The 26,721-nt window shown below is 69.7% G+C and carries 22 protein-coding genes; 13 read left to right on the top strand and 9 right to left on the bottom strand.

Translation table 11 applies throughout. The features are described 5' to 3' along the window. Positions 1 to 99: 99 nt before the first annotated feature. On the bottom strand, positions 100 to 618 hold the full coding sequence (locus GP2_RS22065) for a hypothetical protein (RefSeq protein ID WP_255218590.1): 519 nt from the start codon (positions 616 to 618) through the stop codon (positions 100 to 102). A 532-nt stretch (positions 619 to 1,150) separates the two neighbouring features. Next, positions 1,151 to 1,783, bottom strand: coding sequence for a dTMP kinase (locus tag GP2_RS06435; protein ID WP_006899672.1), 633 nt, complete (start codon positions 1,781 to 1,783; stop codon positions 1,151 to 1,153). Between the two features lie 97 nt (positions 1,784 to 1,880). Between GP2_RS06435 and mtrA the strand changes: the two genes are divergently transcribed. From mtrA to lpqB, 3 genes are read left to right on the top strand one after another with little or no spacing between them, the layout of a single operon-like run. Further along, positions 1,881 to 2,558 (top strand): MtrAB system response regulator MtrA, encoded by a 678-nt coding sequence (mtrA, locus tag GP2_RS06440; protein ID WP_006899673.1) that lies wholly within the window; start codon positions 1,881 to 1,883, stop codon positions 2,556 to 2,558. Then, on the top strand, positions 2,555 to 4,402 hold the full coding sequence (gene mtrB / locus GP2_RS06445; RefSeq protein WP_006899674.1) for an MtrAB system histidine kinase MtrB: 1,848 nt from the start codon (positions 2,555 to 2,557) through the stop codon (positions 4,400 to 4,402). Before mtrA ends, mtrB begins: the two co-directional genes overlap by 4 nt. Beyond that, entirely contained in the window at positions 4,399 to 6,168 is a 1,770-nt protein-coding gene (lpqB, locus tag GP2_RS06450) for an MtrAB system accessory lipoprotein LpqB (protein ID WP_040526544.1), read from the top strand. The genes mtrB and lpqB overlap by 4 nt, the downstream gene beginning before the upstream one ends. Before the next feature lie 80 nt (positions 6,169 to 6,248). Here lpqB and GP2_RS06455 read toward each other — a convergent pair whose 3' ends face one another. Then, the gene (locus GP2_RS06455; protein WP_006899676.1) at positions 6,249 to 6,941 is read right to left on the bottom strand and encodes a ComF family protein; all 693 of its coding nucleotides are present in this window, start codon (positions 6,939 to 6,941) and stop codon (positions 6,249 to 6,251) included. Between the two features lie 390 nt (positions 6,942 to 7,331). Between GP2_RS06455 and hpf the strand changes: the two genes are divergently transcribed. The 9 genes from hpf to GP2_RS06500 all read left to right on the top strand — a co-directional run bounded on the left by hpf (position 7,332) and on the right by GP2_RS06500 (position 19,436). Further along, entirely contained in the window at positions 7,332 to 8,147 is an 816-nt protein-coding gene (hpf, locus tag GP2_RS06460) for a ribosome hibernation-promoting factor, HPF/YfiA family (protein ID WP_006899677.1), read from the top strand. Between the two features lie 183 nt (positions 8,148 to 8,330). After that, positions 8,331 to 11,159, top strand: a complete 2,829-nt coding sequence (gene secA, locus GP2_RS06465; RefSeq protein ID WP_006899678.1) for a preprotein translocase subunit SecA — start codon at positions 8,331 to 8,333, stop codon at positions 11,157 to 11,159. A gap of 95 nt (positions 11,160 to 11,254) precedes the next feature. After that, positions 11,255 to 11,905, top strand: coding sequence for an Rv3235 family protein (locus GP2_RS06470; RefSeq protein ID WP_006899679.1), 651 nt, complete (start codon positions 11,255 to 11,257; stop codon positions 11,903 to 11,905). 60 nt (positions 11,906 to 11,965) lie between these two features. Beyond that, positions 11,966 to 13,444 (top strand): wax ester/triacylglycerol synthase domain-containing protein, encoded by a 1,479-nt coding sequence (locus GP2_RS06475; protein WP_006899680.1) that lies wholly within the window; start codon positions 11,966 to 11,968, stop codon positions 13,442 to 13,444. Positions 13,445 to 13,503: 59 nt separating this feature from the next. Next, positions 13,504 to 14,076, top strand: a complete 573-nt coding sequence (locus tag GP2_RS06480; protein ID WP_006899681.1) for a DUF6912 family protein — start codon at positions 13,504 to 13,506, stop codon at positions 14,074 to 14,076. 122 nt (positions 14,077 to 14,198) lie between these two features. After that, on the top strand, positions 14,199 to 15,314 hold the full coding sequence (locus tag GP2_RS06485; RefSeq protein WP_006899682.1) for a ferredoxin reductase: 1,116 nt from the start codon (positions 14,199 to 14,201) through the stop codon (positions 15,312 to 15,314). A 136-nt stretch (positions 15,315 to 15,450) separates the two neighbouring features. Continuing rightward, positions 15,451 to 16,569: a GNAT family N-acetyltransferase gene (locus GP2_RS06490; protein WP_006899683.1), complete on the top strand. Its 1,119-nt coding sequence runs from the start codon at positions 15,451 to 15,453 to the stop codon at positions 16,567 to 16,569. Positions 16,570 to 16,805: 236 nt separating this feature from the next. After that, a complete protein-coding gene (locus tag GP2_RS06495) occupies positions 16,806 to 18,137 on the top strand; it encodes a fatty acid desaturase family protein (RefSeq protein WP_006899684.1) in 1,332 nt (443 codons plus the stop codon). 90 nt (positions 18,138 to 18,227) lie between these two features. After that, positions 18,228 to 19,436, top strand: a complete 1,209-nt coding sequence (locus GP2_RS06500; protein WP_006899685.1) for a fatty acid desaturase family protein — start codon at positions 18,228 to 18,230, stop codon at positions 19,434 to 19,436. Here GP2_RS06500 and rsgA read toward each other — a convergent pair. From rsgA to GP2_RS06525, 5 genes are all read right to left on the bottom strand, one after another. Further along, a complete protein-coding gene (rsgA, locus tag GP2_RS06505; RefSeq protein WP_006899686.1) occupies positions 19,378 to 20,424 on the bottom strand; it encodes a ribosome small subunit-dependent GTPase A in 1,047 nt (348 codons plus the stop codon). The genes GP2_RS06500 and rsgA overlap by 59 nt on opposite strands. Before the next feature lie 46 nt (positions 20,425 to 20,470). Beyond that, positions 20,471 to 21,736 (bottom strand): 3-phosphoshikimate 1-carboxyvinyltransferase, encoded by a 1,266-nt coding sequence (gene aroA / locus GP2_RS06510; RefSeq protein WP_006899687.1) that lies wholly within the window; start codon positions 21,734 to 21,736, stop codon positions 20,471 to 20,473. Between the two features lie 52 nt (positions 21,737 to 21,788). After that, positions 21,789 to 22,172, bottom strand: a complete 384-nt coding sequence (locus GP2_RS06515; protein WP_006899688.1) for a VOC family protein — start codon at positions 22,170 to 22,172, stop codon at positions 21,789 to 21,791. Beyond that, positions 22,172 to 22,429 (bottom strand): hypothetical protein, encoded by a 258-nt coding sequence (locus GP2_RS06520; protein ID WP_006899689.1) that lies wholly within the window; start codon positions 22,427 to 22,429, stop codon positions 22,172 to 22,174. Before GP2_RS06520 ends, GP2_RS06515 begins: the two co-directional genes overlap by 1 nt. A gap of 71 nt (positions 22,430 to 22,500) precedes the next feature. Continuing rightward, positions 22,501 to 24,198: a nucleobase:cation symporter-2 family protein gene (locus GP2_RS06525; protein WP_006899690.1), complete on the bottom strand. Its 1,698-nt coding sequence runs from the start codon at positions 24,196 to 24,198 to the stop codon at positions 22,501 to 22,503. Positions 24,199 to 24,274: 76 nt separating this feature from the next. Here GP2_RS06525 and GP2_RS06530 point away from each other — a divergent pair, with 76 nt between their 5' ends. Then, on the top strand, positions 24,275 to 24,763 hold the full coding sequence (locus tag GP2_RS06530) for an NUDIX hydrolase (protein ID WP_006899691.1): 489 nt from the start codon (positions 24,275 to 24,277) through the stop codon (positions 24,761 to 24,763). 74 nt (positions 24,764 to 24,837) lie between these two features. On the opposite strand, the gene GP2_RS06535 is transcribed toward GP2_RS06530, so the two are convergent. Then, positions 24,838 to 26,682: a hydroxysqualene dehydroxylase gene (locus GP2_RS06535; RefSeq protein ID WP_006899692.1), complete on the bottom strand. Its 1,845-nt coding sequence runs from the start codon at positions 26,680 to 26,682 to the stop codon at positions 24,838 to 24,840. Positions 26,683 to 26,721 lie beyond the last annotated feature (39 nt).

Genomic DNA, 26,721 nt, shown 5'->3' on the forward strand with positions numbered 1-26,721 from the left:
TCGCCGCCCGACGGACATTCCGTCGGGCGGCGATCTGCGTTCGGAGGTGATCTGTTCCGGCGGGCCGCGTGCCGTGAGGTTCGCCGCGGCGACTCCGGCCTAGGCGCCGATGTCGGGCTCGGCGCCGGGGCAGTAGATCCAGGATCCGCGTTCCTTCAGGAACCGTTCCTTGGACGTCGCCGATCGCGTTCGCTTCCCGTCCTTCTCGAGATGCGCCACGACCTCGGTCTGCGCGACGTTGCCGTCGAAGATCGTCTCGAGGAACCCGTCGAGGACGATGGTGCCGGCGTCGGACGGCGGCGCCTCGGTGATGCGCTCGCGCGACTGCGTGCAGACCGCGGCGCGCATCTGGTCGACGTTGCGGGCGTTGTGGGCCGCCACGTAGTTCTGCATCGCCGCGCGGATCTGCCCGACCGCGACATAGTCGGTGCCGCCGGAACGGCTGGACGGCATGCTGCTGGGTGTGCGGCTCGTCGAGCGGTCCGAACCGTTCGACCCGGCGGCCGGGGAACTGCTTGCACCCGACGCCACGGCCGAGTCGTCCGACTCCGCGGAGTTCACGACGATCAGGGTCGCCACCAGCGCGATCAGGGCGACCACGGCGATTCCACCGGTCACCCACGCGACGATCGCCCCGGTGCGGCGTCGCGGTGGAGGGGGCCCGTAGGGGCCGGGGAAGCCGCCGGGGCCACCGGGAGGACCCCCGAAGCCCGGACCCCCGGGACCCGTCGGACCGGCGCCGTACACACCCGGCGTGCCCGAGGGCCCGGCGCCATGAGGCACATGAGGACCGGATGGCCCGTACCGCACCGGTGAAGCGGGCGACCCGAACGGGCGGGGAGAGGGGCCGTACGGCCCGGCGGGTTGCTGCGGGGTGGCGGGACGCGGGGGCATCTGCCCGGGCGGGAAGACCCCACCCGGAACGGCCTGCCCGGCGTCTGGGTCCGGGCGGCCCGGTCGCGCCGGGCCGAAGCCGGGGCCGCCGGGAGGTGGTGGATATGTCATGAGCCCCCCCTCCGCGATCATTGGGCAAGGCTATCGAAGCCCGACGACGCCGGCAGTGTCCGGGCGTCGGCATGACGATCGGCCGAATGACCGCGACTCAGGTTCTGGGGTCACCGGATTCTCGGGGGCGCGGCCGGCGTCGGCGTCACCTCGTCAGGCGATCGGCCAGCGCGTCGATGTCCTCGCCGTCGTAGAGATGCCACGGCGACGTCCAACCGATCTCCGCGAGCCGTCGGTAGACCGCGTCGACCCGGAGTTGCAGGTCGCTGTCGCGCTCGTACGCGTCCCGCGCCCGGCTCGCGTCGCCGGCAGCGCGGGACCGGGCGCGCTCCATCGCGACCTCGGGCCGCACCCCGAGCAGCACGTGACGATCCGGGACCGGCAGGCCGAAGCGCCCGTACTCCAGGTCGTGGACCCAGCGCACCACCTCGCCGTCGACGTCCTGCTCGAGGCGCGCCGCGTTGTAGGCGGCGTTCGAGGCGACGTAACGATCCAGGATGACGATGTCGTTGTCCCCGCGTGCGGCGAGGATCTCGGCGGCCGCGTCGGCGCGGTCGAGGGCGAACAGGAGGGCCATCGCGTACACGCTGTCCCGGAGGTCGCCGTGCGAACCGTGCAGGGCCTCGGACGCGATGTCGGCGGTCGTGGAACGTCCGTAGCGCGGGAAAGTGAATGTCGCAACGCGCATCCCGGCGTTCGTCCAGCGTTCCACCAGACCGGTGACCAACGTGTTCTTTCCCGCGCCGTCGAGTCCCTCGACGGCAATCAACTGACCCACGCGGGGGAGTCTATGGGGTGGGACTGTTCGGGACAGAACGTCCGGTCCGGCGCGTCGATGACGACGCTTTCATCACGATGATGTCACCATTGAACACATGAAGCCCCGCATCCTGGTCGTCGACGACGACGCCGCTCTCGCCGAGATGCTGACCATCGTGTTGCGCGGCGAGGGTTTCGAACCCTTCGTGGTCGGTGACGGAACGCAGGCGCTGACCGCGGTGAGGGAGATCCGCCCCGATCTCGTGCTCCTCGATCTCATGCTCCCGGGCATGAACGGCATCGACGTCTGCCGCGTGCTCCGTGCCGACTCAGGCGTCCCGATCGTCATGCTGACCGCGAAGTCGGACACCGTCGACGTGGTGCTCGGCCTGGAGTCCGGGGCCGACGACTACATGGTCAAGCCCTTCAAGCCGAAGGAGCTCGTCGCGCGTATTCGGGCCCGGCTGCGCCGCACCGACGAGGAGCCCGCCGAGCTGCTGTCGATCGGCCCGGTCGAGATCGACGTGCCGGCCCACAAGGTCACCCGCGACGGCGTGCCCATCTCGCTCACCCCGCTCGAGTTCGACCTCCTGGTGGCGCTGGCCCGCAAGCCGCGGCAGGTCTTCACCCGCGACGTCCTGCTCGAACAGGTCTGGGGCTACCGGCACCCGGCCGACACTAGACTCGTGAACGTGCATGTCCAGCGGCTACGCGCCAAGGTCGAGAAAGACCCGGAGAACCCCGAGGTCGTGCTGACGGTGAGGGGGGTCGGCTACAAGGCCGGCCCGCCGTGATCGGGCGTTCCCGACGGCGGGTCAACAGCACCTTCGGGCGCATCACCCGTGCTGCCGGCGCTGTCGGAGGTGCCTTCGGGCATCTCTGGCGGCGCTCGTTGCAGTTACGGGTCGTGGCGTCGACGCTGCTGCTGTCGGTCGTCGTCCTCCTCATCCTCGGGTTCGTGCTCATCTCGCAGATCACCGATCGTCTCCTCGACGTGAAGCTCGCCGCCGCGACCGAGGAGATCGATCGCGCGCGGATCTCGGTCGAGCGCGACCTGTCCAGCGAGGCGGGCAACATGTCGGTCCAGAACCGCCTCCGCCAGACCCGGTCGTTGTTGACCGACCGCGACTCCGACACCGGACAGTCGTCGGGCACGGTCGGCGCCTTCGACACCGTGTTGCTGGTGCCCGGGACGGACGGCAGCACCGCCGGCGGCGTCGGCCCGATCGCCGAGATCCCGCAGAACCTCCGCGACATGGTCCGGGGCGGCCAGGTGGCCTATCAGTACACCCGCGTCCCCGACGGCTCGGGCGGTCAGGCGCCGGCACTGATCGTCGGCACCCCGACGAATGCGTCGGTGCCGGGACTCGAGCTGTATCTGGTCTTCCCGCTGACCGCCGAGCAGAACACCGTCGACCTGGTCCGCGGAACCCTGCTCACCGGCAGCGTCGTGCTCCTCGGCCTGCTCGCGGCGATCGCCTGGATCATCTCTCGGCAGGTGGTGATACCGGTGCGGTCGGCCTCGCGCATCGCCGTCCGGTTCGCCGACGGCCGCCTCAAGGAACGCATGCCGGTCCGCGGCGAGGACGACATGGCCCGCCTGGCGATGTCGTTCAACGACATGGCCGAGAGCCTGTCCAAGCAGATCACCCACCTCGAGGAGTTCGGCAGCCTCCAGCGCCAGTTCACCTCCGACGTCAGCCACGAGCTGCGGACGCCGCTGACCACCGTGCGCATGGCCTCCGACGTGCTCTACGAGGGGCGCGACGAACTCGATCCGGTGCGCAAGCGCTCGGTCGAGTTGCTCGACAAGGAGCTCGACCGCTTCGAGACCCTGCTCAACGAGCTGCTGGAGATCTCCCGCCACGACGCCGGCATGGCCGAACTCGCCGCCGAGCGGATGGACATGGCGATCCCGATCGACGCCGCCCTCGACACCGTCCGACATCTCGCCGAGGAGACGGGCACCGAACTCGTCCTCGACCTGCCCGCCGAACCGGTGATGGCCGAGATCGATCCGCGGCGCGTCGAGCGCATCCTGCGGAACCTGCTCGCGAACGCGATCGACCACGGCGAACGGAAACCCGTGACACTGACGATGCGGTCCGACGGAGACGCCGTCGCGATCACCGTGCGCGACCAGGGCATCGGCCTGCGGCCCGGTGAGGAGAAGCTGGTGTTCAACCGGTTCTGGCGGTCGGACCCGTCGCGGTTCCGCCGCTCGGGCGGCACCGGGCTCGGCCTGGCCATCAGCATCGAGGACGCCCGCCTGCACCAGGGCCGGCTCGAGGCGTGGGGCGAGCCCGGCAAGGGGGCGTGCTTCCGGCTGACCCTGCCGCTGGTCCGCGGCCACAAGGTGCTCGGGTCGCCGCTGCCGCTGAAGCCGGTCGGCACGACGCCGCGTTCGTCGAAGACGAGTCGCTCGCAGAGTGCGTCGCAGAACGGCGCGGAGGCCGCCGAGACCCCGGCGCCGGTCACCCTCGCCGCCCAGGCCGCCCCGGCCGCAGGCGCGTCGACCGCGGCGGCAGACGCGGAATGGACCGGCGTGACGCCGGCCGGCGCGGCACCGACGGAGGAGACCGAGGCCGATGCGACGGCGAGCCGGAGGCAGTCGACCACGGAGGCGGACGACGAATGAGTGGCAACCGGCGACCGGTGCGCGCCCGCGGGGGTGCGCGGGGAATCGTGGCGGCCGTGGCGACGATCATCGCCGCGCTGCTGGTGGTCTCGGGCTGCGGGTCGATCCCCGACGACTCGTCACCCCAGCCCATCAAGTCCTTCCAGCGTGAGGCCGCCACCAACGCGGCCCCGGCGCCGCAGGCCGACATGGACCCCGAAGCCCTCGTCCGGGCGTTTCTGAAGTCGACCGTCGACCCCGATGCCGGACACGACGCCGCGCGGGCGTTCCTCACGCCGGTCGCGTCCCAGCAGTGGGACGACCGCGGCGACGCGCTGATCCTCGACGAGATCAGCATCTTCGTCGACCAGCGCGACGAGGACTCGGTCCGGATGCGACTGATCGGCGACAACGTGGGCACCCTGAAGTCCGACGGCCAACTGCTGCCCGCCTCGGGCCGGGTGGAGACGACCCTCAGCCTGACCCGCCAGGGCGACCAGTGGCGTATCGACGGCCCGCTCCCGAACGGGACGATGATCGACCGCGACCAGTTCGCCAACACCTACCGCCCGGTGTCGCTGTACTTCAGCGACCGCACCGGCCGGCATCTGGTGCCCGACCCTCGCTGGTTCTACGCCGGACAGGCCACCGACCCGACGGCGCTCGTGAACCGGCTCATCGCCGGTCCGGCCACCGATCTCGCCGCGGCCGTCGACAGCGGCTTCCCGAGCGGGGCCACCCTGCGCGGCCCGGTCGTCGGCCTGCCGGGGGGAGGGGTGCGCATCGACCTCAGCGGGATCGGCAACGCGTCGAATCGGAATCGGACGGTGCTCGCCGCGCAACTCGTGTGGACCCTCGACGGGGCCGACATCTCCGGTCCGTACGTGATCGACGCCGATGGCGCGCCGCTGTCGGCCGAGCGTGCATCGGGATGGCAGCCCGCCGACGTGCGTTCGTTCGATCCCGACGCGGTGCCGTCGACCGACGTCGGCCTCAACATCGTCACCGGCGGCGCGCTGCGTGCCGTCACCGAGAACGCGGCCGTGCCGGTGCGCGGCCCCCTCGGCACGTCGCGCGACGTGCGGGCGGCGACCATCTCCGAGAACGGGGACCGGGTGGCCGCAGTGCGTGCCGTGGGCGGTTCCGACCGGCGCCTCGAGTGCGTCATCGGCGACTACGGCGGCAACGTCGGCCCGATCGCCGAGGGCGCGTCGATCACCCGCCCGTCCTTCGGCTCCGACGAGAACACCGTGTGGGTCGTGGTCGACGGTCGCCCGTTGCAGTGGCAGCGCGACGACGACGGAACGCGCACGGTCCCGGTCGAGGCGTCGTCGATCCCGACCGTGGCGCGCGGCGCGATCACCGAGATGCAGATCGCTCCCGACGGGGTCCGTGCGGCGCTCGTCGTCGGCGGCCAGGTCGTCTTCGCGATCCTGTCGACCAACGCCGAGGGGCAGGTCTCGCTCACGAGCCCGCGGATCGCGGCCTTCAACATCGGCAACCGGGCGGTGTCGCTGGACTGGGCGTCGCCGACGACGCTGGTGATCGCGCGCGAGGCCCCCGAGTCGCCGGTGGTGCAGTTGTCCATCGACGGCACGCCCGCCGTCGGGCTGCTGAGCGGCAACGTGTCGCCGCCCGTGCGGGCGGTGGTCGCGAACTCGTCGACGATCTACGTCGGCGACCAGCGCGGCGTGCTCAGGCTCGGCAGCGACGACGGCCAGCCCGATCAGTACTGGACCGAGGTCGAGCCGGCGATGATCCCCGGCGCGATCCCGGTCCTGCCCTGATCCGTTCTCGCCCTGATCCGGTCCCGCCCCGATCCGGTCCCGCACTGATGCTGCCGGCCCCGAAGACCTCTGCGGCGCGTCTACGCCGCCGCGACCACCACGACGGCATCGACCCCGACGCCCGCGCGGCGCAGGACGCGGACCGACTCGGCCGCGGTCGCGCCGGTGGTCATCACGTCGTCGACGAGGATCGTCGTCGCGCGGTGCGGCAGAGCGACTTTCCGAGTACGAGGCCGGATCGCACCGGAGAGGTTGCGGGCCCGTGCGCGTGCGTCGAGCCCGGCCGAGTCCCGCGCCGTCGCGGCGGTCGCCAGCACCGGCACCACCCGCACCCGCGGCCCGAGGGCGGTGGCGGCATGGCGCGCGAAGGCGGTCACCCGGTCACCGCCGCGGCGCCGGGCGGCCAGGCGTCGGGTGGGGGCCGGGATCAGGACAAGGGTCGGGGCGTCCGGTAGCTCGCCCCAGCGGGCGAGCGTGCGGATCCCGTGCGCGAGGGCCGATCCCAGCGGGGCGACGAGATCGCGTCGGTCGTGTTCCTTGACCGCGAGGACAGCGCGGCGGTGCACTCCCCGGTACCGTCCCAGAGCCCACACCGGGGCGGCGGGAAAGACCCGGGGACGCACCGAGATCGGTGCGTCATGCAACGATCTGTCGCAGCGTCGGCACCACGCGGTCCCCGGGCGCGCGCACCCGCCGCACACGAGTGGACACACGAGGTCGGCCGCCGCGCGCGTCACCGCCGCCCCGCCCGTCAGGAATCGCGGTTCACGCATGCCGGCGACCCTAGAGCCGCGGCCCGGCGCGTGGCGGGCCGAGACGGGAGATTGTGGACAATTCCGCACCGGGACCCCGCCGGTCGGGACCTTCTGATCATCCGTGCGGAGTACTTGGGGCCCCTCTTGTCCCGACCTGTGCCACGCCGTGGTCGAAAACGTGGCCACCGTCTGAATTCGAGGCTACGGTCGTGGGTACAAACGGGTTGTCCGAGAGGTCCGCGAGGTCCTCGTAGTGAGGGCGGCCGGTGCTTCGGGAGGTGATGCCCCTGTCGTTGTGTGCCAGCCACCGGCTGGCATGGACACTTTCCTCGGTGTCGTGCAAATCATCAGTGCGACAACAGATCACGATGATCCAACGCTGCCGGGAACAATTCAGGAGGTAGTTGAATGTCCTCAGTCATCCACCGCAAAGGCCAGCGCGAACCCAAGATCGCGGACCAGAGGCCGACCGTGGAGAAGGGCCAGGAGCCCGATACCGAATCAACCCAGACCGACTCCTTCGACCCGGAGTTCGCGTTCGTCCGTCCGCCAGGAACCGTGGACGCCGAGGAACCCGCCGAGCCCCAAGCGAAAATCGTGTTCAGCGGTCGCAACGTCGTCATCCCCGACCACTACCGCATCTACGTCGGCGACAAGCTCGCGCGTCTCGAGCGATTCGATCCGACGATCTTCCAGTTCGACGTCGAGCTGAAGCACTATCGCAACCGCAGGCTGTCGAAGGTCTGTCAGAAGGTGGAGATCACCGCGAAGGGCAAGGGCCCCGTCGTCCGCGCCCAGGCGAACGGCGACAACTTCTACGCCGCGCTCGAGAACTGTCTCGACAAGCTCGAGTCCAGGCTGCGCCGCGTGAAGGATCGCCGCCGGGTCCACCACGGGAACCGCCGGCCGCAGTCGGTCGCGGAGGCCACCGAGATCGGTGCGCCGCCGCTGCGTGAGGACCAGTTGTCGGTCGACGGCTTCGTCGGCGACGGCTATCAGAAGCCGGAGACGAAGGATCCGTACGACGACGTCGAGGACCACACCCCCGGCCAGATCGTCCGCATCAAGGAGCACTCCGCGGTGCCGATGACCGTCGACGACGCGCTCTACGAGATGGAACTCGTCGGGCACGACTTCTTCCTGTTCCACGACAAGGAGACCGACAAGCCGTCGGTGGTGTACCGCAGGCACGCCTTCGACTACGGCCTCATCCGTCTCGTCTGAGCGGGGCGGGCGACACCGGGTGGCCCTGATCGTCCGCGATCGGACGACACCGGCGACAGGTCGGCGGCGGGAACGCGGTCCGATCAGGGTCCACTCAGCTCACATCGCTACCATGGGGTCCGGTCTGTGCGTTACGCGGGCCGGATTCCGTGTGTTTTCAACAGGTGAGGAACTCGATCCACGGTGCTGAACAAGCTGTTGCGCGTCGGCGAAGGCCGCATGGTGAAGCGACTCGACGCGATCGCGTCGCACGTCGAGGCGCTCTCCGACGAGTTCGAAGCGCTCTCCGACGCGGAACTGCGTGCGAAGACCGACGAGTTCAAGAAGCGGCTCGCCGACGGTGAGACGCTCGACGAGCTGCTGCCCGAGGCCTTCGCGACCGCCCGCGAGGCGGCCTGGCGCGTCCTCGACCAGAAGCACTTCCACGTGCAGATCATGGGCGGCGCGGCACTGCACTACGGCAACATCGCCGAGATGAAGACCGGTGAGGGCAAGACCCTCACCTGTGTGCTCCCGGCGTACCTGAACGCACTCACCGGCGACGGCGTCCACGTCGTCACGGTCAACGACTACCTCGCCAAGCGCGACTCGGAGTGGATGGGCCGCGTCCACCGCTTCCTGGGTCTCGAGACCGCGGTGATCCTCACCGGCATGACCCCGGCCGCGCGCCGCGAGGCCTACGCCGCCGACATCACCTACGGCACCAACAACGAGTTCGGCTTCGACTACCTCCGCGACAACATGGCGCACTCGCTGGCCGAACTGGTCCAGCGTGGTCACAACTACGCCATCGTCGACGAGGTCGACTCGATCCTCATCGACGAGGCCCGTACCCCGCTGATCATCTCGGGCCCCGCCGAGGGCTCGAGCAAGTGGTACGTGGAGTTCGCGCGCATCGCGCCGCTGCTCGAGAAGGACGTCCACTACGAGGTGGACATCAAGAAGAAGACGGTCGGCATCCACGAGGCGGGCGTGGAGTTCGTCGAGGACCGCCTCGGCATCGACAACCTCTACGAGGCCGCCAACTCGCCGCTGGTCAGCTACCTGAACAACGCGATCAAGGTCAAGGAGCTGTTCCACCGCGACAAGGACTACATCGTCCGCAACGGCGAGGTCCTCATCGTCGACGAGTTCACCGGCCGCGTGCTGGAGGGACGCCGCTTCAACGAGGGCCTGCACCAGGCGATCGAGGCCAAGGAAGGCGTCGAGATCAAGGCGGAGAACCAGACCCTCGCCACGATCACCCTGCAGAACTACTTCCGTCTGTACGACAAGCTCGCCGGCATGACCGGCACGGCCGAGACCGAGGCCGCCGAGTTCGACCAGATCTACAAGCTCGGCGTGATCCCGATCCCGACCAACCGCCCGATGATCCGCAAGGACCAGGGCGACCTGATCTACAAGACCGAGGAGGCCAAGTTCGCCGCGGTCGTCGACGACATCGTCGAACGGCATCGCGAGGGCCAGCCGGTGCTCGTCGGCACCACCAGCGTCGAGCGCTCGGAGTACCTGTCGCGCCAGCTGAAGAAGGCGGGCATCCCGCACAGCGTGCTCAACGCGAAGTTCCACGAGCAGGAAGCCCAGATCATCGCCGAGGCCGGTCGCATCGGGGCGGTCACGGTGGCCACCAACATGGCCGGTCGCGGCACCGACATCGTGCTCGGCGGCAACCCCGACATCATCGCCGACACCCGCCTGCGCAAGGCCGGCCTCGACCCGGTGAACACCCCCGAGGAGTACGAGGCCGCGTGGAACGAGGCCATCGAGATCGCGCGCAAGGAGGCGGCCGAGGAGGCCGAGGAGGTCCGCAAGGTCGGCGGCCTCTACGTGCTCGGCACCGAACGCCACGAGTCGCGTCGTATCGACAACCAGCTGCGCGGTCGCTCCGGTCGTCAGGGTGACCCGGGCGAGTCGCGGTTCTACCTGTCGGTCGCCGACGAGCTGATGCGGCGCTTCAACGGCGGCGCGCTCGAGGCCATCATGAGCCGCCTGCCCGACGACGTGCCGATCGAGGCGAAGATGGTCACCAAGGCCATCCGCAGCGCTCAGACGCAGGTCGAGCAGCAGAACTTCGAGATGCGCAAGAACGTCCTCAAGTACGACGAGGTCATGAACCAGCAGCGCAAGGTGATCTACGCCGAGCGCCGCAAGATCCTCGAGGGCGAGGACCACCACGAGCAGATCAAGCAGATGATCGACGACGTGGTCTCGGCCTATGTCGAGGGCGCGACCGCCGAGGGATACGCCGAGGACTGGGATCTCGACGAGCTGACGACCGCGCTGCGCACCCTCTACCCGATGGAGCTCGACCTCCGCGAGGTCGTCGGCGAGACGGAATACGGTGAGCGCGACGACATCTCGGCCGAGGAACTGCGCGACATCCTCGTCGCCGACGCCCGCGCCGCCTACGACAAGCGCGAGAAGGCCATCGACGATGTGGCCGGCGAGGGCGCGATGCGCCAGCTCGAGCGCAGCGTGCTGCTCAGCGTCCTCGACCGCAAGTGGCGCGACCACCTCTACGAGATGGACTACCTCCGCGAGGGCATCCACCTGCGGTCGATGGCACAGCGCGACCCGGTGGTCGAGTACCAGCGCGAGGGCTACGACATGTTCCAGGGCATGCTCGAGGGCCTCAAGGAAGAGACGCTGAGCATCCTCTTCAACGCGCACGTCCAGACCGAGCAGCCCGCGCCCCAGCCGCCGCTGCCGACCGCCGCCGATCTCCGCGCGGCGGTGGCCGGTGGCACCCCGGCACCCGCGCCGGCGGCCGAGGGCGCACAGGTGCCCGCTGCGCTGCGCGGCACCGGAGCACCGGCGCAGGAGCCCGCGGTGACCTACTCGGGTCCCGGCGAGGGCGGCGGCACCGTGGTGCACTCCGAGGAGGAGGAGCTCTCGGGTGCTCCGGAGAACGGAGCCTCGGAGTCCGCGAGCCGGCGCGAGCGTCGGGCCGCGGCGCGGGCCGGCGCCAAGGGCAACAAGGCCAAGCCGCCGAAGTCGAAGAAGCGCCGCTGATGTGAGCGCCGACGGGCAACGCCCTGAGGCGCACATCACAGAATTTTCTTCGCCGGACATGGAACCGGACGGGGGAGTGGCTGCGTCCTATCCCCATGCAGCCGCTGATCACCGCTCGTCCCGAGTCGGACTCCGCGTCCGCGAGCGATCTCGTCGCCGCGGTCGCCGAGGCCGGCGTCCGGACCCCGCGGGTCCGCGTCCGACCCGCGCCGCCGTACGAACCGGCCGGTCTTGGGCCGGTCACCCACACGGCACGCCGGACGACCGGGACGGGGACACTCGTGGTGCGGGAGCTCGCGGACGCGGGTTCCCCGCCGTCGCGCAAGACCCTGGCGGCCGCGGTGGAGGCCCGGCGCTTCGCCATCGCGACGTCCCGGCTGCTGTTCGAGGTCATCGACCGTCGTCGCGGGACCGCTCACCTCGCCGACTCCGTGGCGCCCGCTTTGATCGACCAGGTGGCGGCACTCGTTCGGCACGACGCCTTCCGCCCCGCCGAACCCGCCGGCCCGTCACCGAGCACCGCCGCGCCGGGGACCGTTCTGCAGCGGGTCCACGTGCAACTGTGTGACACCAGCGCCGCCGAGGTCTTCGGGTCCTACAGTTGCGGCGGACGCATCCGCGCCTTCGCTGGGCGGATCGAACGCGCACCTCGCCGCGCCCGAACCGTCGTGGAGCCCGGCGCCGCCCGGCCCGTGCTCGGTCGCGTCGAGTACCGGTGGCAACTGGTCGCCCTCGAGTTCAGCTGATCTGCCGCGCCATCGGCGCGCAGCCGACCCCGACTCGGCCGGCCCGCTAGGATCGGCGGCGTGGTCACCCGTTTGTCGCCGCGCGACGCGATGTACTACTTCCTCGACGATTCCCGCTCGACGACCCACCTGGGTGCGCTGCTGATCGTCGATCCGGCCATGGCCGCGAGCACCGGCCCGGACGCAGGTGAACAGTCGGGAAATGGTGCGGGGCCGGGCTCCCGCAAGCCGCTGGACTACGCGTCGCTGGTCTCGCTGGTCGAGAATCGGCTGCAGCGAGCGCCCCGATACCGGCAACTCGTCCGGGAGGTCACCCTCGGTCTCGCGCGGCCGGTGTGGACCGACGATCCCGACTTCGACATCAACTTCCACATCCGCCGCGCGGGGTTGCCCCGTCCCGGCGGTCCCGCGGACCTCGCCGACCTGGTCTCCCGCGTGATGTCGCGTCCGCTGGACCGGACCCGGCCGCTGTGGGAGATGTATCTGATCGAGGGCCTGGCCGATGGCCGTCTGGCGATCCTCACCAAGTCGCACCGCTGCCTGATCGACGAGCACGACGGTCATCCGGAGATCAGCGAGGTCATCTGCGACACCACCGAGGAGCCGGAGGTGCTGCCGGAGGAGCTGTGGATGCCGGGGTCCCCGCCGGGCGGCACGAGCCTGGTCATCGGGGCTCTCGCCGAGGCACTGGCCCGTCCCGGCGATCTGGTGGAGACGGTGGTGCACGGCAACGGCGTGGTCGCCGAGGTGCGTTCGGTCGTCGGTGGCACGCTGCGACGGGTCGGCGGCGTGGTCGGCCAGCTCACCGATTCCGCGCCGCGCAGTCCGCTCAACAATGCGGGCACCACCACTCGTGGTTTCACCACCGCGTCGGTGCCGCGCCGCGAGTGCGCGAAGATCGCCGAACACCACAACTGCACGGTCATCGACGTGGAACTCGCGATCATCACCGGCGTCATGCGCAGGTGGCTGCTGTCGGTCGACCCGGTGGCTGCGACCCCGGCGGACACCGTGCGCGTCGTCGTGCCCCTGTCGGCGCGCGATCCGGGCGTCGAGGTCGATCCCGAGGCGGAGCCGAGCTGGATCCCCATCGCCAAACCGAGCTTCGTGACCGATCTCCCGGTGGGAGAGGCGAATCCGACCGTGCGCCTGGCGCAGGTCGCCGGGCTGGCCGACCGCTACGCCCAGTCGTCGCGACGGATGAGCAGCGGCCCGAGCCCGTGGTTCCCGGAACTCGGCGTCGTCCCGTTCGCCGACATCAGCTCGCGCGCTTTCCGATCGCTCGACAGCCGTTCCTACAACGTGCCGGTGGCGATGAGCACCGCGCCGGTCGCCGACCGCTTCGTCCTCGGCGTCCCGGTGCGGGAGGTGTACTACGTGCCCGTCCTGGTGTCGCAGCGGGCGCTGTCGGTCAGCGTCGTCGAGTACGCCGACCGGTTGAACTTCGCCTTCGTCGCCGACCGGGGCGTCATCTCGGACCTGCCGGTCCTGGGCGACTACGCCGTCGAGTCCTACGAGGAGTTGCGCGCCTCCGATTGACCGCGTTGCGCGGCTAAGGTGAGCGGGTATCGGTGGAAGGCGCAAGGGAGCGAAGTCGAATGAGGGTGTATCTGCCGGCGACGTTGGCGATGTTGATCCAGCTGAACTCCGACGGGGAGTTCCGCCCGGTCGGGGGGACCGGCTTCGCATTGACCCCGGCGCTGCGCGAGTCCTTCCTCTCCGGCGACGACGAGGAGCTCTCGGAGGTGGCCATGCGCGAGGCCGCGCGGGCATCGCTGCGGTTGCTCGCCGGCGAGGCCCCCGAGCCCGGCGACGAGGCCGCCGAGGTGGAGCTCGCCGCCGACGAGCAGACCACCAAGCCGGGCCTGACGCCGGACCTCCCGCCGCGCCGGGTGGTGATCGCCGCCGACGTCGACGACTCGGCGGTGACGCTGCGCCCCGATCTCGACGACGCCGTGGTGAAGGTGTCCGGGACGGTTCCGCTGAAGGCCATCGCGTCGGTGCACGTCGACGTCAAGGAAGCCGAGGACAAGGTGCGGGCCGCGGTCGTGGTGATCGACGCCGCCGATCTCGGCGACCTCGACGCCGAACTCGCGGTCGGCGACGCCGAGGACTTCGACCTCGCCTGGTACGCCACCCAGGAACTGCCGTTCCTGCTCGAACTGCTCTGATGCACCGAACCGTGCCCGAATGTGCTGCGCGGAGGTGACCCGGATTACTGCGGGCATTAACCTACGGTTGCGTAGGTTAAGGTGACTCCGCAGTACACAACAGAGTTGAAGGCGGTTGTCAGATGGGTTTCCTCGAGCGATTCGAAGAACCGGTTGCCGGGGTCGCGGCGCGTAGTCGCGGGGCGAAGTGGGCACGTGCCGCGCTCACCCGCATCACCACCCCGTTGCTTCCCGACGACTACCTGCACCTGGCGAACCCGCTGTGGTCGGCGCGCGAGCTGCGCGGCAAGGTCATCTCGGTCACCCGGGAGACCGAGGACTCCGCGACGATCCGGATCCGTCCCGGCTGGGGTTTCTCCTTCGACTACGTGCCCGGCCAGTACGTCGGCATCGGCGTGCTCATGGACGGCCGCTGGACGTGGCGTTCCTATTCGCTGACCTCGACCCCCGACACCTCGGCCAATGACAAGACCATCGCGATCACCGTCAAGGCGATGCCCGAGGGCTTCCTCTCGACGCACCTCGTCAACGGCCTGAAGCCGGGGACCGTCGTGCGTCTCGCCGCGCCGCAGGGCGAGTTCGTGCTGCCCGAGCCGTTGCCGGAGAAGATCCTGTTCGCCACAGCGGGCAGCGGCCTGACCCCGATCATCTCGATGCTGCGCATGGTCCGTCAGCGCGGGCAGCGCACCGACATCAAGGTGATCCACTCGACGCCGACGCCCGCCGACCTGCTGTTCGCGCAGGAGCTCGAGGAGATGGCCGCCTCCGGCCTCATCGACCTGCATGTCCAGTACACGCGGGCCCAGGGCAAGGTCACCCCGGACGTGCTGCCGACCCTGTGCGAGGACTGGCGTGAGCGTGAGGTGTGGGCCTGCGGTCCGGGCGGTTTCCTCGAAGGACTGAACAAGCTCTACTCCGAGGCGGGCCTCGAGGGCCGCCTGCACATCGAGCGCTTCGCGCTCGAGCGCGGCGCGGTCGGCGCCCAGGGCGGCACCGTGACCTTCAAGCGGTCGGAGAAGACCGCCACCGTCGACGGTGCGACCACGCTTCTCGAGGCGGGGGAGGCGGCCGGTGCGATCATGCCGTTCGGCTGCCGCATGGGCATCTGCCAGAGCTGCGTGGTCATGCTCGACAAGGGCTGCGTCCGCGATCTGCGCACCGGCGCTGAGCACGTCGAGGGCGAACGCATCCAGACGTGCATCAGCGCGGCGGCCGGGGACTGCACCCTCGACGTCTGACCTGCCACTTCGCTGCGACCAGGGCGCACCCGTGGCATAGCCGGTACGCTCGGATACGTGCGTGGTCACAGTCGCAGGTACCCGTCCGACCGGCCTCACGGCCGGGTGTCGAGGCCGAGCGTGAGGGCCTGACCCCGTGAAAGCCTCGGTCCCGATCCCAGACGAGATCCCCGTCCTGAGCGACGGCGGGGTGACACTGCGGCCACACGAGCCCCGGGACCTCGACCGCATGGTCGAACTCGCGGCCGATCCGGCCATGATGCGGTGGACGCCGATCCCGGCACCCTACAGCCGCGCGGCAGCGGAGAGATTCGCCCTGGACTACGCGCCCCGGGCCTGGGCGGCCGGTGACCGGATGGTCTGGGCCGTCGAGTTCGACGGTCGGTTCGTCGGAACCGTCGACATCGCCGGGCCCGGCCCGCTGACCCAGCTGAGTTTCGACCTCCACCCCGACGCCCGTGGTTGGGGCGTGATGAAACGAGCCGTGCTGCTGGCCGTCGACCACGCCTTTGCCGAGGCCGGCAAGGAGGTCGTCCGATGGACGACGGTGGCGGGCAACATCGACGCACTCCGCGTCGCCCACGCCTGCGGGTTCCGGCTCGACGCCGCGGTGCCAGACGGCGTCGAGGTGCGCGGGCAGATCCGGGACGCCTGGGTCGGGTCGCTGCGGGCGGATGATCCGCGTGAGCCACGGACTCGGTGGCGCACCGACGTCTTCGAGACCGAGCGGTTCCGGTTGCGGCCGCTCGCCGAGTACGACGACCCGCGCATCCGTGAGACGCTCGACGACCCGATCTCGCGGAAGTACCTGTTCGCCCGGCCCGATCCGCTGGAACTCGAGCACGCCGCCGCCGAACGGCTGCGCAAGTGGTGGACCGCAGCGCAGGGCCTCAGCTGCACGTGGGCCGTCGCCGACCGGGAGACCGACGAATACCTCGGTGACATCAGTCTGCTGCACATCAACGAGGTGACCGGCGCCGAGGCGGGTTTCTACACCCATCCCGACGCGCGCGGGAAAGGCGTTCTGGGAGAAGCGTTTCCGGCGTCTGTCCAGTACGCCTTCGAGAAGTTCGGGTTCCGGCGGCTGACGCTGTTCGCCGCCGACAGCAACACCGGTAGCAAGAAGCTGGCCCGGACCGCGGGCTTCCGCGAGGTGAGCCGTCAGAAGCTCGCCGCCCGTTCCGCCGGGGTGTACGAGGACCTCATCGGCTACGAGCTGTACGTCGACGACTACCGGGCCGACCACGCCGGCTGACCGAGATCGACGCGCCGGGGTTCGCCCGTTCGTGTGAAATCCCCGTGAAATTCCGTGCCCTCACCGGGGGGATGGTGCTGGACACACGCGCGCCACGTAACCTACGCTTGCGTAAGTTACGCAGACGTAAGGGTGAGTAATCCGACACTGCGCCGTCGGGTCGTCCGATTTGTCTCCACCCCTGATGACGGCCGGCACCCACGGCAGTCCACACCACCGCCAGAAGGGATACACGTATGGCGATCACCGACATCCCCGAGTACGCGCATCTGACCGACGCCGATATCGAGGAGCTCGGCCGCGAGCTCGACGCCATCCGCGCCGACATCGAGGCGAGCCGGGGTGAGCGCGATGCCCGTTACCTGCGCAACACCATCCGCTTCCAGCGCGGCATGGAGCTCCTGGGCCGTGCCCTGCTCTTCGGCTCGACCAAGAAGAGGTACTGGTGGGCGGGCGCCTCCGCGCTCGGGCTCGCAAAGATCGTCGAGAACATGGAACTCGGCCACAACGTGATGCACGGCCAGTGGGACTGGATGAACGATCCCGAGGTGCACAGCTCGACGTGGGAGTGGGACAACACCGACCCGTCGGCGCACTGGAAGCACACCCACAACTACATCCATCACAAGTACACCAACGTGCTGGGCCTGGACGCCGACGTGGGGTACGGCCTGCTGCGCGTCACCCGTGACCAGCGGTGGCGGCCGTTCAACTACGGCAACCTGCTCTACAACACGATCCTGATGCTGGCCTTCCAGTACGGTGTGGCGATCCAGAAGCTCGAGCTTCTCAAGCGCAACCGCACCCCCGAGGAGCAGGCCGAGTTCGAGCGCGACAAGGCTCAGGTTCTGTCGAAGATCGGCCGTCAGGTGGCCAAGGACTACCTCGCGTACCCGACGCTGGTGGCGGCCACCACCGGCCACAAGGTGGGCTACGGCCGTGCCTTCGCCAAGACGTTCACCGCCAACATGCTCGGCAACGTCATCCGCAACATCTGGTCCAACGCGGTGATCTTCTGCGGGCATTTCCCCGACGGCGCGGAGAAGTTCACCAAGCAGGACGTCGACAACGAGACCCAGGCCGAGTGGTATCTGCGTCAGATGCTCGGCAGCGCGAACTTCAACAGCGGCTTCATCCTCGCCTTCCTGAGCGGTAACCTGTCGTACCAGATCGAGCACCATCTCTACCCGGACCTGCCGAGCAATCGTTACCGCGAGATCTCCGAGCACGTGCGGGCCCTGTGCGACAAGTACGACCTGCCCTACACCACCGGTCCGCTGCTCGTGCAGTACGCCAAGTCGTGGCGCACCATCGCCAAGCTGTCGCTGCCGGACAAGTACCTCAAGGCGACCGCCGACGACGCGCCCGAGACCGCCTCGGAGCGACGCTTCAAGCAGGGCCTGCCGGAGGGCGCGCGCCTGCAGTCGGCCATCGACGAGGCCACCGGCCGCCGCCGCGGCCTGCGCACGGCGATGGCGAACCTGCGCGAGCGACGCCGGGCGAGCCGCGGCCGTCGCGCCGTGGTCACCGAGCTGCGCTCGTCGCGCGACACCGAGGCCGCGGCCTGATCGGGACTACACTGATCGCAGACCCGGACGGGGCCGGGCGGTGCTCGGTCCGCGGGCGTTCATCCGACCAGTCCGGCACAATGGAACCCAATGGCGATCACTGACATCAACGAGTACGCGCATCTGACCGACGCCGACGTGGAGGCGCTGGGTGCCGAACTCGACGCACTTCGCCGCGAGATCGAATCCGATCGCGGCATGCGCGACGTCACCTACCTGCGACGCACCATCCTCGCGCACCGCGCGCTCGAGGTGGCCGGGCGTCTGGCGCTGCTCGGCAGCCGGTCGCGTCCGCTCTGGGTTCTCGGCACGGGTGCCCTCGCCCTGTCGAAGATCATCGAGAACATGGAGCTCGGGCACAATGTGATGCACGGGCAGTGGGACTGGATGAACGACCCGGAGGTCCACTCGACCACCTGGGAATGGGACATGGTGTGCGCCTCGCCGCACTGGAAGCACTCCCACAACTACATCCATCACAAGTACACGAACGTGGTCGGGATGGATCACGACGTGGGCTACAAGATCCTGCGGCTGACCCGCGACGAGCCGTGGGAGCCGCGCCGGCTCTTCCAGCCGTTCTTCAACGTGATGCTGGCCGCGACCTTCGAGTGGGGCATCGGCCTGCACGACCTCGCGCTCAAAGAGGTCATCGCGGGCGAGAAGCCCAAAGAGGTAGCGATCCCGCAGATCAAGGAGTTCGGCCGCAAGATCGCCAAGCAGGTCGCGAAGGATTACGTGCTGTTCCCGGCGCTGTCCGGCCCGAACTTCAGGCACGCCCTGACCGCGAACCTGACCGCGAACCTCATCCGCAACCTGTGGGCGTACGTGGTCATCTTCTGCGGCCATTTCCCCGACGGCGCGGAGAAGTTCACCTCGGAGTCGATCGAGAACGAGACCCAGGGCCAGTGGTACCTGCGCCAGATGCTGGGCACGGCGAACTTCGATGCCGGGCCCGCGCTCGCCTTCCTCAGCGGGAACCTCTGCTACCAGATCGAGCACCACCTGTACCCCGATCTTCCGAGCAACCGCTACGCCGAGATCGCGGTGCGCGTGCGCGCCCTGTGCGACAAGTACGACATCCCCTACACCACGGGATCGCTTGCGAAGCAGTACTTCCTGACGCTGCGCACCATCCACAAGCTCGCGTTGCCCGACCGGTTCCTGTGGGCCACCGCCGACGACGCGCCCGAGACCGCGTCGGAGAAGCGGTTCGCGGGCATGCCGCGGACGGGTGGTCTCAGGACGGCGATTCGCCAGGCTCGGCAGCGGCGTCGTCGGCGGATGTTCCGCCGCTGACCGCGGCGAGCAGGCCGCGTACGGCCATGCCCCGCCGGTAGGAGTGTCCCTCGAGTTCGTCGAGGGCGCACTCGGGATCGGCGGGCGGACCGAGATGCGTACAGCCCCTGGGGCATCCCTCGATGGCGTCGCGGAGGTCGTCGAACGCCGCGATGATGTCGTCGGGACCCATGTGGGCCAGGCCGAACGAGCGGATGCCGGGGGTGTCGATCACCCAGCCGAGCGGTGCGTCGTCGTCGCCCGGTAGTGGCAACGCCACCGACTGCGTCGACGTGTGGCGTCCCTTGCCGACCCCGGAGACCTCGCCGGTCGCTCGATCTGCCTGGGGCACAAGGCGATTCACCAGGGTCGACTTGCCCACGCCGGAGTGTCCGATGAGTGCGGTGATGTGGCCGCGCAGGACGTCGAGTATCTCGTCGAGCGGATCGTCTCGTCCCGCCCGGACGATCGGCAGGTCGAGATCGGCGAAGGCCGCGGTGAACTCGGTCGGGTCGGCCAGGTCGGACTTGGTCAGGCACAGGATGGGTTCCAGGCCGCCGGCGTAGGCCGCGGCGAGCGCGCGTTCGACGAAGCCGGTGCGCGGCGGCGGATCGGCCATCGCCGTCACGATGAGCAGCTGATCGGCGTTGGCCACCACGATCCGTTCGTACGGGTCGGAGTCATCGGCGGTGCGGCGCAACACCGTTCGGCGATCGGCCACGCGCACGATCCGGGCGAGGGTGTCCGGCTTGCCGGACAGGTCGCCGACCACCGCCACCTCGTCGCCGACGACGATCGGGGTCCGGCCCAGTTCGCGGGCCCGCATCGCGACCACGCGTCGTGACGGATCGCCGCCGAGCACGACGCCCCAGCGCCCGCGGTCCTTCGAGACCACCATGCCCTCGACCGCGTCGTCGTGTGCGGGACGGCGTTTGGTGCGGGGTCGGGTCCCCTTGCCCGGACGGACCCGGACATCGGATTCGTCGTAGTTGTCGGCCCGCCGGCTCAACGGCGACCCCCGCGGGAAACGAACCGTGGACTCATGGCGGGCGAACTCATTCCTGTCCGATCATCTTTGTCCACATGCCGGGGAAGTCCGGCAACGTCTTGCTCGTCGTCTCGATGTCGTCGACCACGACGCCGGGGGTCACCAGTCCGATGATCGCGCCGGCGGTGGCCATCCGGTGATCGGCGTAGGACTCCCAGGTGCCGCCGTGCAGCGTGGTCCCGGTGATGCGCAGCCCGTCCTCGGTCTCGGTGCAGATGCCGCCGAGACGGGTGATCTCGGTGGTGAGCGCGGCGAGGCGGTCCGTCTCGTGGCCGCGTAGATGGGCGATGCCGGTGAGCTCGGACTCGCCGTCGGCGAGGGCGCACAGGGCGGCGATGGTGGGGGTGAGCTCGCCGATGTCGCGCAGGTCGAGGTTCACCGCCTTGAGGACCTCGGGCCCGTGGACGCTCAGCGTGCCGTCGAGGTGTTCGACCGTGCAGCCCATCGCGGCGAGGACGTCGGCCATGCGCGCGCCGGGCTGGGTGGTGACCGCCGGCCAGTACGGGACGCGGACCACGCCGCCGGTGACCGCGGCCGCGGCCAGGAACGCCGCGGCGTTCGACAGGTCGGGTTCGACGGTCCAGTCGACCGCGCGGATCGGTCCGGGTGCCACGTTCCACACGTTCGGCTCGGAGGTGTCGACCGCGACGCCCGCGGTGGCGAGCATCTCCACGGTCATGTCGATGTGCGGCGTCGACGGAACGGGCGGTCCCTCGTGCCGGACCACGAGCCCCTCGTCGAACCGTGCCGCCGACAACAGCAGGCCGGAGACGAACTGCGACGACCCGGAGGCGTCGATGGTGACCTCGCCGCCGCGCACGTTGCCGGTGCCGTCGATGACGAACGGCAGCCGGTCGCCGGTGACCGCGACCCCGAGGGCGCGCAGGGCGTCGAGGATGGTGGTCTGCGGGCGGACCCGGGCCTGCGGGTCTCCGTCGAACCGGACCCGGCCCTCGGCGAGTGCGGCCAGCGGCGGGAGGAACCGCATCACGGTGCCGGCGAGACCGCAGTCGATCTCGGCGCCGTGCAGCGGGCCGGGGGCCAGCGAGACGGTGGTGTCGGAGGCGGGGTCGACCCGTACCTCGACGCCGAGCGCCTCGAGCGCGCCCAGCATGAGGTTGGTGTCGCGGCTGCGCAGCGTTCCGCGGACCGTCGACGGTCCGTCGGCGAGCGCGGCCAGGACGAGAGCACGGTTGGTGATGGACTTGGAACCAGGCAGCTCGACGGTGGCATTCAGGCCGCTCGTGCAGGTCGGCGCGCTCCAGGAACTCATGCGGTCCAGTTTGTCATGCCGCCCTCCGGCGTCGGGGCACGCCGCCGGGGGACTACCGGGTGTCCTTGCGCAGCGGGTGGTCGGCGGGGATCTCCACGACGATGATCCGGCGTCCGTCGGGATCCTCGGCATGCATCTCGATCAGGCCCCAGGGCTCCTGGCGCGGCTCGCGCAGCACGGTGACCCCGCGGTCGCGGAACTGTTTCTCGGTGGCCTCGGCGTCGCGGACCTGCAGCCAGAGTGCCGCGTCGCTCGCCGGACTCGGGGCGTCGGTCTTCAGGTGCGAGGAGATCTCGATGAGGCCGTTGCCCGCGAAGAACACGATTCCGCCGGGGTATTCGCGATGGATCGGCAGCCCGATGCGGTCACGGTAGAAGGCTTGCAGACGTTCGGGATCGGCCGAGAGCAACAGCACCCGGCTGGACAGGACCTCCATCAACGCCCCTCGGTGCTTCCCGCCGAGCCGCCGACGGCGTGGCCCGGATTGCGATCGGCGCGGCCGGCCGCCTCGTAGGCGGCGCTCTCGCGCGCCAGGCGTTCGGTGACGCCGATCGGTGTGGAGTCACCGAAGGCGAAGGCCGACTCGTGCGGGTATTCGTGCGGCAGATCCGGGTCGGTGATCAGGCCGTCGTCGAGGGCGTCCGGACCGTCGGGATCTTCTCCGACGGGACCGGGTTCGATAGTGGAGGACATGACCCCACGATATGCCGTTTTCGGTGCTCGGGAGGGTCGCCACGACGAACAGGCCCGACCGGGCGCGTCGGTCAGGATCCCCGCTGCGAGAACTTCCCCTCCGTCTTGCCGTCCCATGCCTCGAACACGCGCATGACCTTCGGGTCGCCGAGCTCCCTGATCTCGTCGCAGAGGTCTTTCGGGGCCGACGGGTTCGTGACGATGAACTGGTGCAGCGACGGGTCGTGGTCGGCCAGGTAGCGCAGGGTCTCCGGCGGGGTGTCGGGATCGGCGGCGGCCAGTGCGTCACGCGGGTCGAAGGCCGGGGCGCGGACGCCGTCGGAGGCCGACAGGCCGGGCGGCGTGCCGACGACGGCGATGTCGCCGGTGTTGTGATAGTCGACCGGGTCCGACGACACGCTGCGGGTGTTGAGCAGCAGGTTCAGCAGGATCGCGGTGATCGCGCCGGCGGAGATGCCCGAGTGGAAGATGGTCTGGAACCAGTCCGGGAACTCGGCGTAGATGTCGAGGACGACGTCGACCGGGGCGTCGCCGCTGCGGTCGGTGTAGTAGATCTTCGCCTCGGTGAGCATGGCGACGCCGACCGAGATCGCGACGACGAGCACGTTGACGTTGTTGAACTTCACCTTGGCGAGGGTCCGGATGCCGCTGGCCGCGACCATGCCGAACAGGGCGACGCCGGCCCCGCCGAGCACGGCGAGCGGGATGCCCTCGACGACGGCCGCCATCTTCGGCAGCAGGCCCAGGACGACGAGGATGATGCCGGCGCAGGTCGCGACGTGGCGGGTGCGCACGCCGGTGATGGCGACGAGCCCGACGTTCTGAGCGAAGGCGGTGTAGGGGAACGTGTTGAAGATGCCGCCGAGCAGCGTGCCCATGCCGTCGGCGCGCATGCCGTCGGCCAGGCGGCGCGGCGTGATCTTCTCGTCGACGATCTCGCCGACCGCGACGATGTCGCCGGTGGTCTCGGTCATGATAACCAGGCCCACGATGAGGAGCGAGATGATCGCGCTGACCTCGAAGGTCGGCATCCCGAACTGGAACGGCTGCGGCACGCCCACCCACGGGTACTCGCCCAGCTTGTCCCAGTTGGTCATGCCGAACGGGATCGAGACGAGGGTTCCGATCACGAGGCCGAGCAGGATCGAGACCCGTCGCAGGGCGTCGGGGGCGAACCGTTCGATCGCGACGATGATCGCCAGTGTCAGGAAGCCGAAACCGATGTCCTTGGGGTCGCCGAAGTCCGGTCCGGCGGCGGTGCCGCCGCCGAACCATCCCGCGGCCACGCGCATCAGCGAGACGCCGATGATGAGGATGATGGTGCCGGTGACCAGCGGCGGGAAGAATCTGATGAGGCGTCCGACGACGGGTGCGACGGCGATCATGAAGAGGCCGCAGGCGATCACCGAGCCGTAGATGGCGGTGATGCCGTAATTGGTGCCGATGGTGATCATCGGGCCGACGGCGGCGAAGGTCACGCCCTGCATCAGCGGCAGCCGGACGCCGAAGCGCCAGAACCCGACGGCCTGCAGGATCGTCGCGATACCGGCGACGAACAGGTCGGCCATGATCAGGTGCACGATGTCGCCGGACTCGAGCTGCCCGGCGCCGACCATCGCACCGCCGACGATCAGCGGGACTGCGACCGCGCCGGCGTACATGGCGAGCACGTGCTGCAGTCCGAGCGGGAACAGTCTGACGAAGGGCGGGATCTCGTCGACCCGACGAGCGCCGGGCTTCCCGTTCTTGAGCACATCGATGACGGACATGCCACGTTTTCTACGGACCCGGTATTTCCGGGAAGGCGCGTTCGTGTGTCCTCGACGTTTCCGCGAAGATATATCCGTGCCCCCGCGCCCATCGAACGCTCCCCGCAGCGCCGGACTCCTGCTCTACCGCCGCACCGGCGCGAACCCCGACGGTGTGGAGGTCCTCCTCGTCCATCCGGGCGGCCCGCTGTGGGCGCGCAAGGACGAGGGTGCGTGGTCGGTGCCGAAGGGCCTCGTCGACGCGGGCGAGTCCGAGTGGGACGCCGCGCGGCGGGAGTTCACCGAGGAGATCGGCTCCCCGCCGCCCGCCCGACCGCACGCCGATCTCGGCGAGGTGCGTCTCAAGAGCGGCAAGCGGGTCGTCGCCTTCGCCCTGGAAGGTGACCTCGACGTCTCGGAGGTCGTCAGCAACACCTTCGAGATGCAGTGGCCACCCCGATCGGGACGCGTGCAGGAGTTCCCCGAGGTCGACCGCGCCGAGTGGTTCGATCCCGAGACCGCGCGGGCGAAGCTGAACCCCGCGCAGGTCGCGTTCGTGGACCGGTTGCTGGAGATGCTCGGCTGAGCGGTGGCGAGAGATCGCGCGCGCGCTCGAGCGGCGTGTGAAGGCGTCCGGGACGCCGGCCCGGCGGCGACCGGTCAGACGTCGAGGATGTGCGGAAGCCCGCTCCGGTGGCGATCTCGGTCGAGTTGCTTCAGCGGCTCGAGGACGGGCAGCTCCCACAGCGGGAAGAGCGTCGCCTCCGCGGCGGGACTGTCGGCCGCGGCGATGATGGCATTGGTGACCCGACGCCCGGATTCGTTGGCGCCCTCCATGGTCGCGAGGTCGATGTTGCTGCGCACGTGGTCGCCGCCGATGAACAGGTTCGGGATCTCGGTGTGCGCGTCTGGTCGGTTGCCGTAGGAACCCTTCGTGTTGACCATGAGCGGGGTCGCGTTGTGGGTGCGGCCCCCTGACCAGGTGATACCCGGATCGAGGGACCAGGTGACGATGTCGTCGGCGCGCAGGGTCTCGCGGCCGCCGGCGTTCAGCGCCCGGCTCATCTGCGCCCACACCTCACGCGCGATCTCCTGCCTGGTGCACTGCTTGGCGGGCTTGTCGTACAGGATGCCCGGCTTCTCCCACTCCGAGATGTCGATGGACAGGCAGTCCTTCACCGTCCCGTCGCCGTAGGTGCGGGAGAAGTCGACGTTCCACGGTGCGGCCTGGAACAGGCCGGTGAGCGCCCACGGGGTGCCCAGCGCGGCGATGTGGCCCGGCGGCAGATCCGACCGGCGGCGGAGGTAGTACTGGATGCCGACCATCCAGTCGTCCTGCAGCGCAGGCACTCCCGCGAGTGATGGCGCGGCGTCGAGCAGCTCGGGGGTCAGCAGCGGCTTGAGGCGGTCGATCGGCATCGCCGCGACGTACCAGTCGGCCTCGACGATCTGGCCGGTGGTCAGGCGGGCTCCGGTGATGCGTCCGCCGCCGACGTCCAACCGTCCGAGACCGGCCCCCATCACGAAGCGGACCCCGCGGGTGCGGAGATGGGCGACCCACGGGTCGATCCACGCCTGGTTGGTGGGCCGGTCGAGGATTCGGTCGACGTCGCCGCGGACGAGGTCGGAGCGGTACTGCGGGATCAGCCCGCTCGCGGCGGTGGCGAGGGCCAGGCCGATCTGCCCGATCGTCCGGGCAGACGCGGTCTCCGGCTTGGCCGCGACCAGCGACCGGGTGAGTGCCCCCACGAGATAGCGCTGGTAGGAACGGGACTTGCCCTTGGCCTTGACGAACTCCATCCAGGACCGGTTCTCCCACTGGGCGATCCGGCGCTCGGTGCAACTGGTGGCCATCACCAGCAGGCGCGACACGAAGTAGGTGAGCTCGGTGGCCGGGACGTCGACGACGAACTTGAGCCCGGTGATCAGCGAGTTGCGGAGATTCTCGAGTGTGGCGATCTGCGGTGCGTGATCGACGAAACCGATCAGTGAGGCCGGGACGGTGGTCGGTGCGTACCCCGATTCGTCGAAGGCGATCATGGCCGACTCGACGCTGGTGAGATGCCGGTCGCGAACATTGCTGCGGCCCACCGGGATTCGCTGCATCATCTCCGGGACGTGCTGGTAGCAGCTGGGATAGAAGCGGAAGCCGTGCTCGCCGGGGAGGCCGCGACGGCCACCTCGAGCGGTGCCGGGAACGTCGAAGCTGCGGGCCTTGCCGCCGAGATAGGCGGGTTCGTAGGCGGTCGCCGAGAAGCCGCGTTCGCTGAGTTCGTGTGCTGCGGCGAGCCCGGCCATGCCCCCGCCGAAGATCGCGACGTCGCGTCCGCGGCCGACTCCGGTGCGGGGTACCGCCCTCGCCGACGGCACCGTCGCGTGGGGGAGTGCCACCGCGGTCCCGGCGATCACGGCGGCTGCGGCCGGTCCGGTCAGGACCGCGCGTCTCGGAATGCCTCTGCGAAGAGGCGTGTTCGGTCCCACGGTGGTGTGCTGGTCTTCCGACATGCCTCCGACCCCTTCGTCGACCCCAGAGCAGTCAGTACC

The organism is Gordonia paraffinivorans NBRC 108238, from assembly GCF_000344155.1.
Taxonomy (GTDB): domain Bacteria; phylum Actinomycetota; class Actinomycetes; order Mycobacteriales; family Mycobacteriaceae; genus Gordonia; species Gordonia paraffinivorans.

What these genes read in the sequence shown, in the direction of transcription:
- GP2_RS06500 (WP_006899685.1), top strand. Translation starts at nt 18,228, where the DNA reads ATGGCGATCACTGACATCAACGAGTACGCGCATCTGACCGACGCCGAC.
- mtrA (WP_006899673.1), top strand. Translation starts at nt 1,881, where the DNA reads ATGAAGCCCCGCATCCTGGTCGTCGACGACGACGCCGCTCTCGCCGAG.
- hpf (WP_006899677.1), top strand. Translation starts at nt 7,332, where the DNA reads ATGTCCTCAGTCATCCACCGCAAAGGCCAGCGCGAACCCAAGATCGCG.
- GP2_RS06455 (WP_006899676.1), bottom strand. Translation starts at nt 6,941, where the DNA reads ATGCGTGAACCGCGATTCCTGACGGGCGGGGCGGCGGTGACGCGCGCG.
- GP2_RS06515 (WP_006899688.1), bottom strand. Translation starts at nt 22,172, where the DNA reads ATGGAGGTCCTGTCCAGCCGGGTGCTGTTGCTCTCGGCCGATCCCGAA.
- lpqB (WP_040526544.1), top strand. Translation starts at nt 4,399, where the DNA reads ATGAGTGGCAACCGGCGACCGGTGCGCGCCCGCGGGGGTGCGCGGGGA.
- aroA (WP_006899687.1), bottom strand. Translation starts at nt 21,736, where the DNA reads ATGAGTTCCTGGAGCGCGCCGACCTGCACGAGCGGCCTGAATGCCACC.
- GP2_RS06495 (WP_006899684.1), top strand. Translation starts at nt 16,806, where the DNA reads ATGGCGATCACCGACATCCCCGAGTACGCGCATCTGACCGACGCCGAT.
- GP2_RS06525 (WP_006899690.1), bottom strand. Translation starts at nt 24,198, where the DNA reads ATGTCCGTCATCGATGTGCTCAAGAACGGGAAGCCCGGCGCTCGTCGG.
- GP2_RS06470 (WP_006899679.1), top strand. Translation starts at nt 11,255, where the DNA reads ATGCAGCCGCTGATCACCGCTCGTCCCGAGTCGGACTCCGCGTCCGCG.
- GP2_RS06535 (WP_006899692.1), bottom strand. Translation starts at nt 26,682, where the DNA reads ATGTCGGAAGACCAGCACACCACCGTGGGACCGAACACGCCTCTTCGC.
- GP2_RS06480 (WP_006899681.1), top strand. Translation starts at nt 13,504, where the DNA reads ATGAGGGTGTATCTGCCGGCGACGTTGGCGATGTTGATCCAGCTGAAC.
- GP2_RS06520 (WP_006899689.1), bottom strand. Translation starts at nt 22,429, where the DNA reads ATGTCCTCCACTATCGAACCCGGTCCCGTCGGAGAAGATCCCGACGGT.
- GP2_RS06485 (WP_006899682.1), top strand. Translation starts at nt 14,199, where the DNA reads ATGGGTTTCCTCGAGCGATTCGAAGAACCGGTTGCCGGGGTCGCGGCG.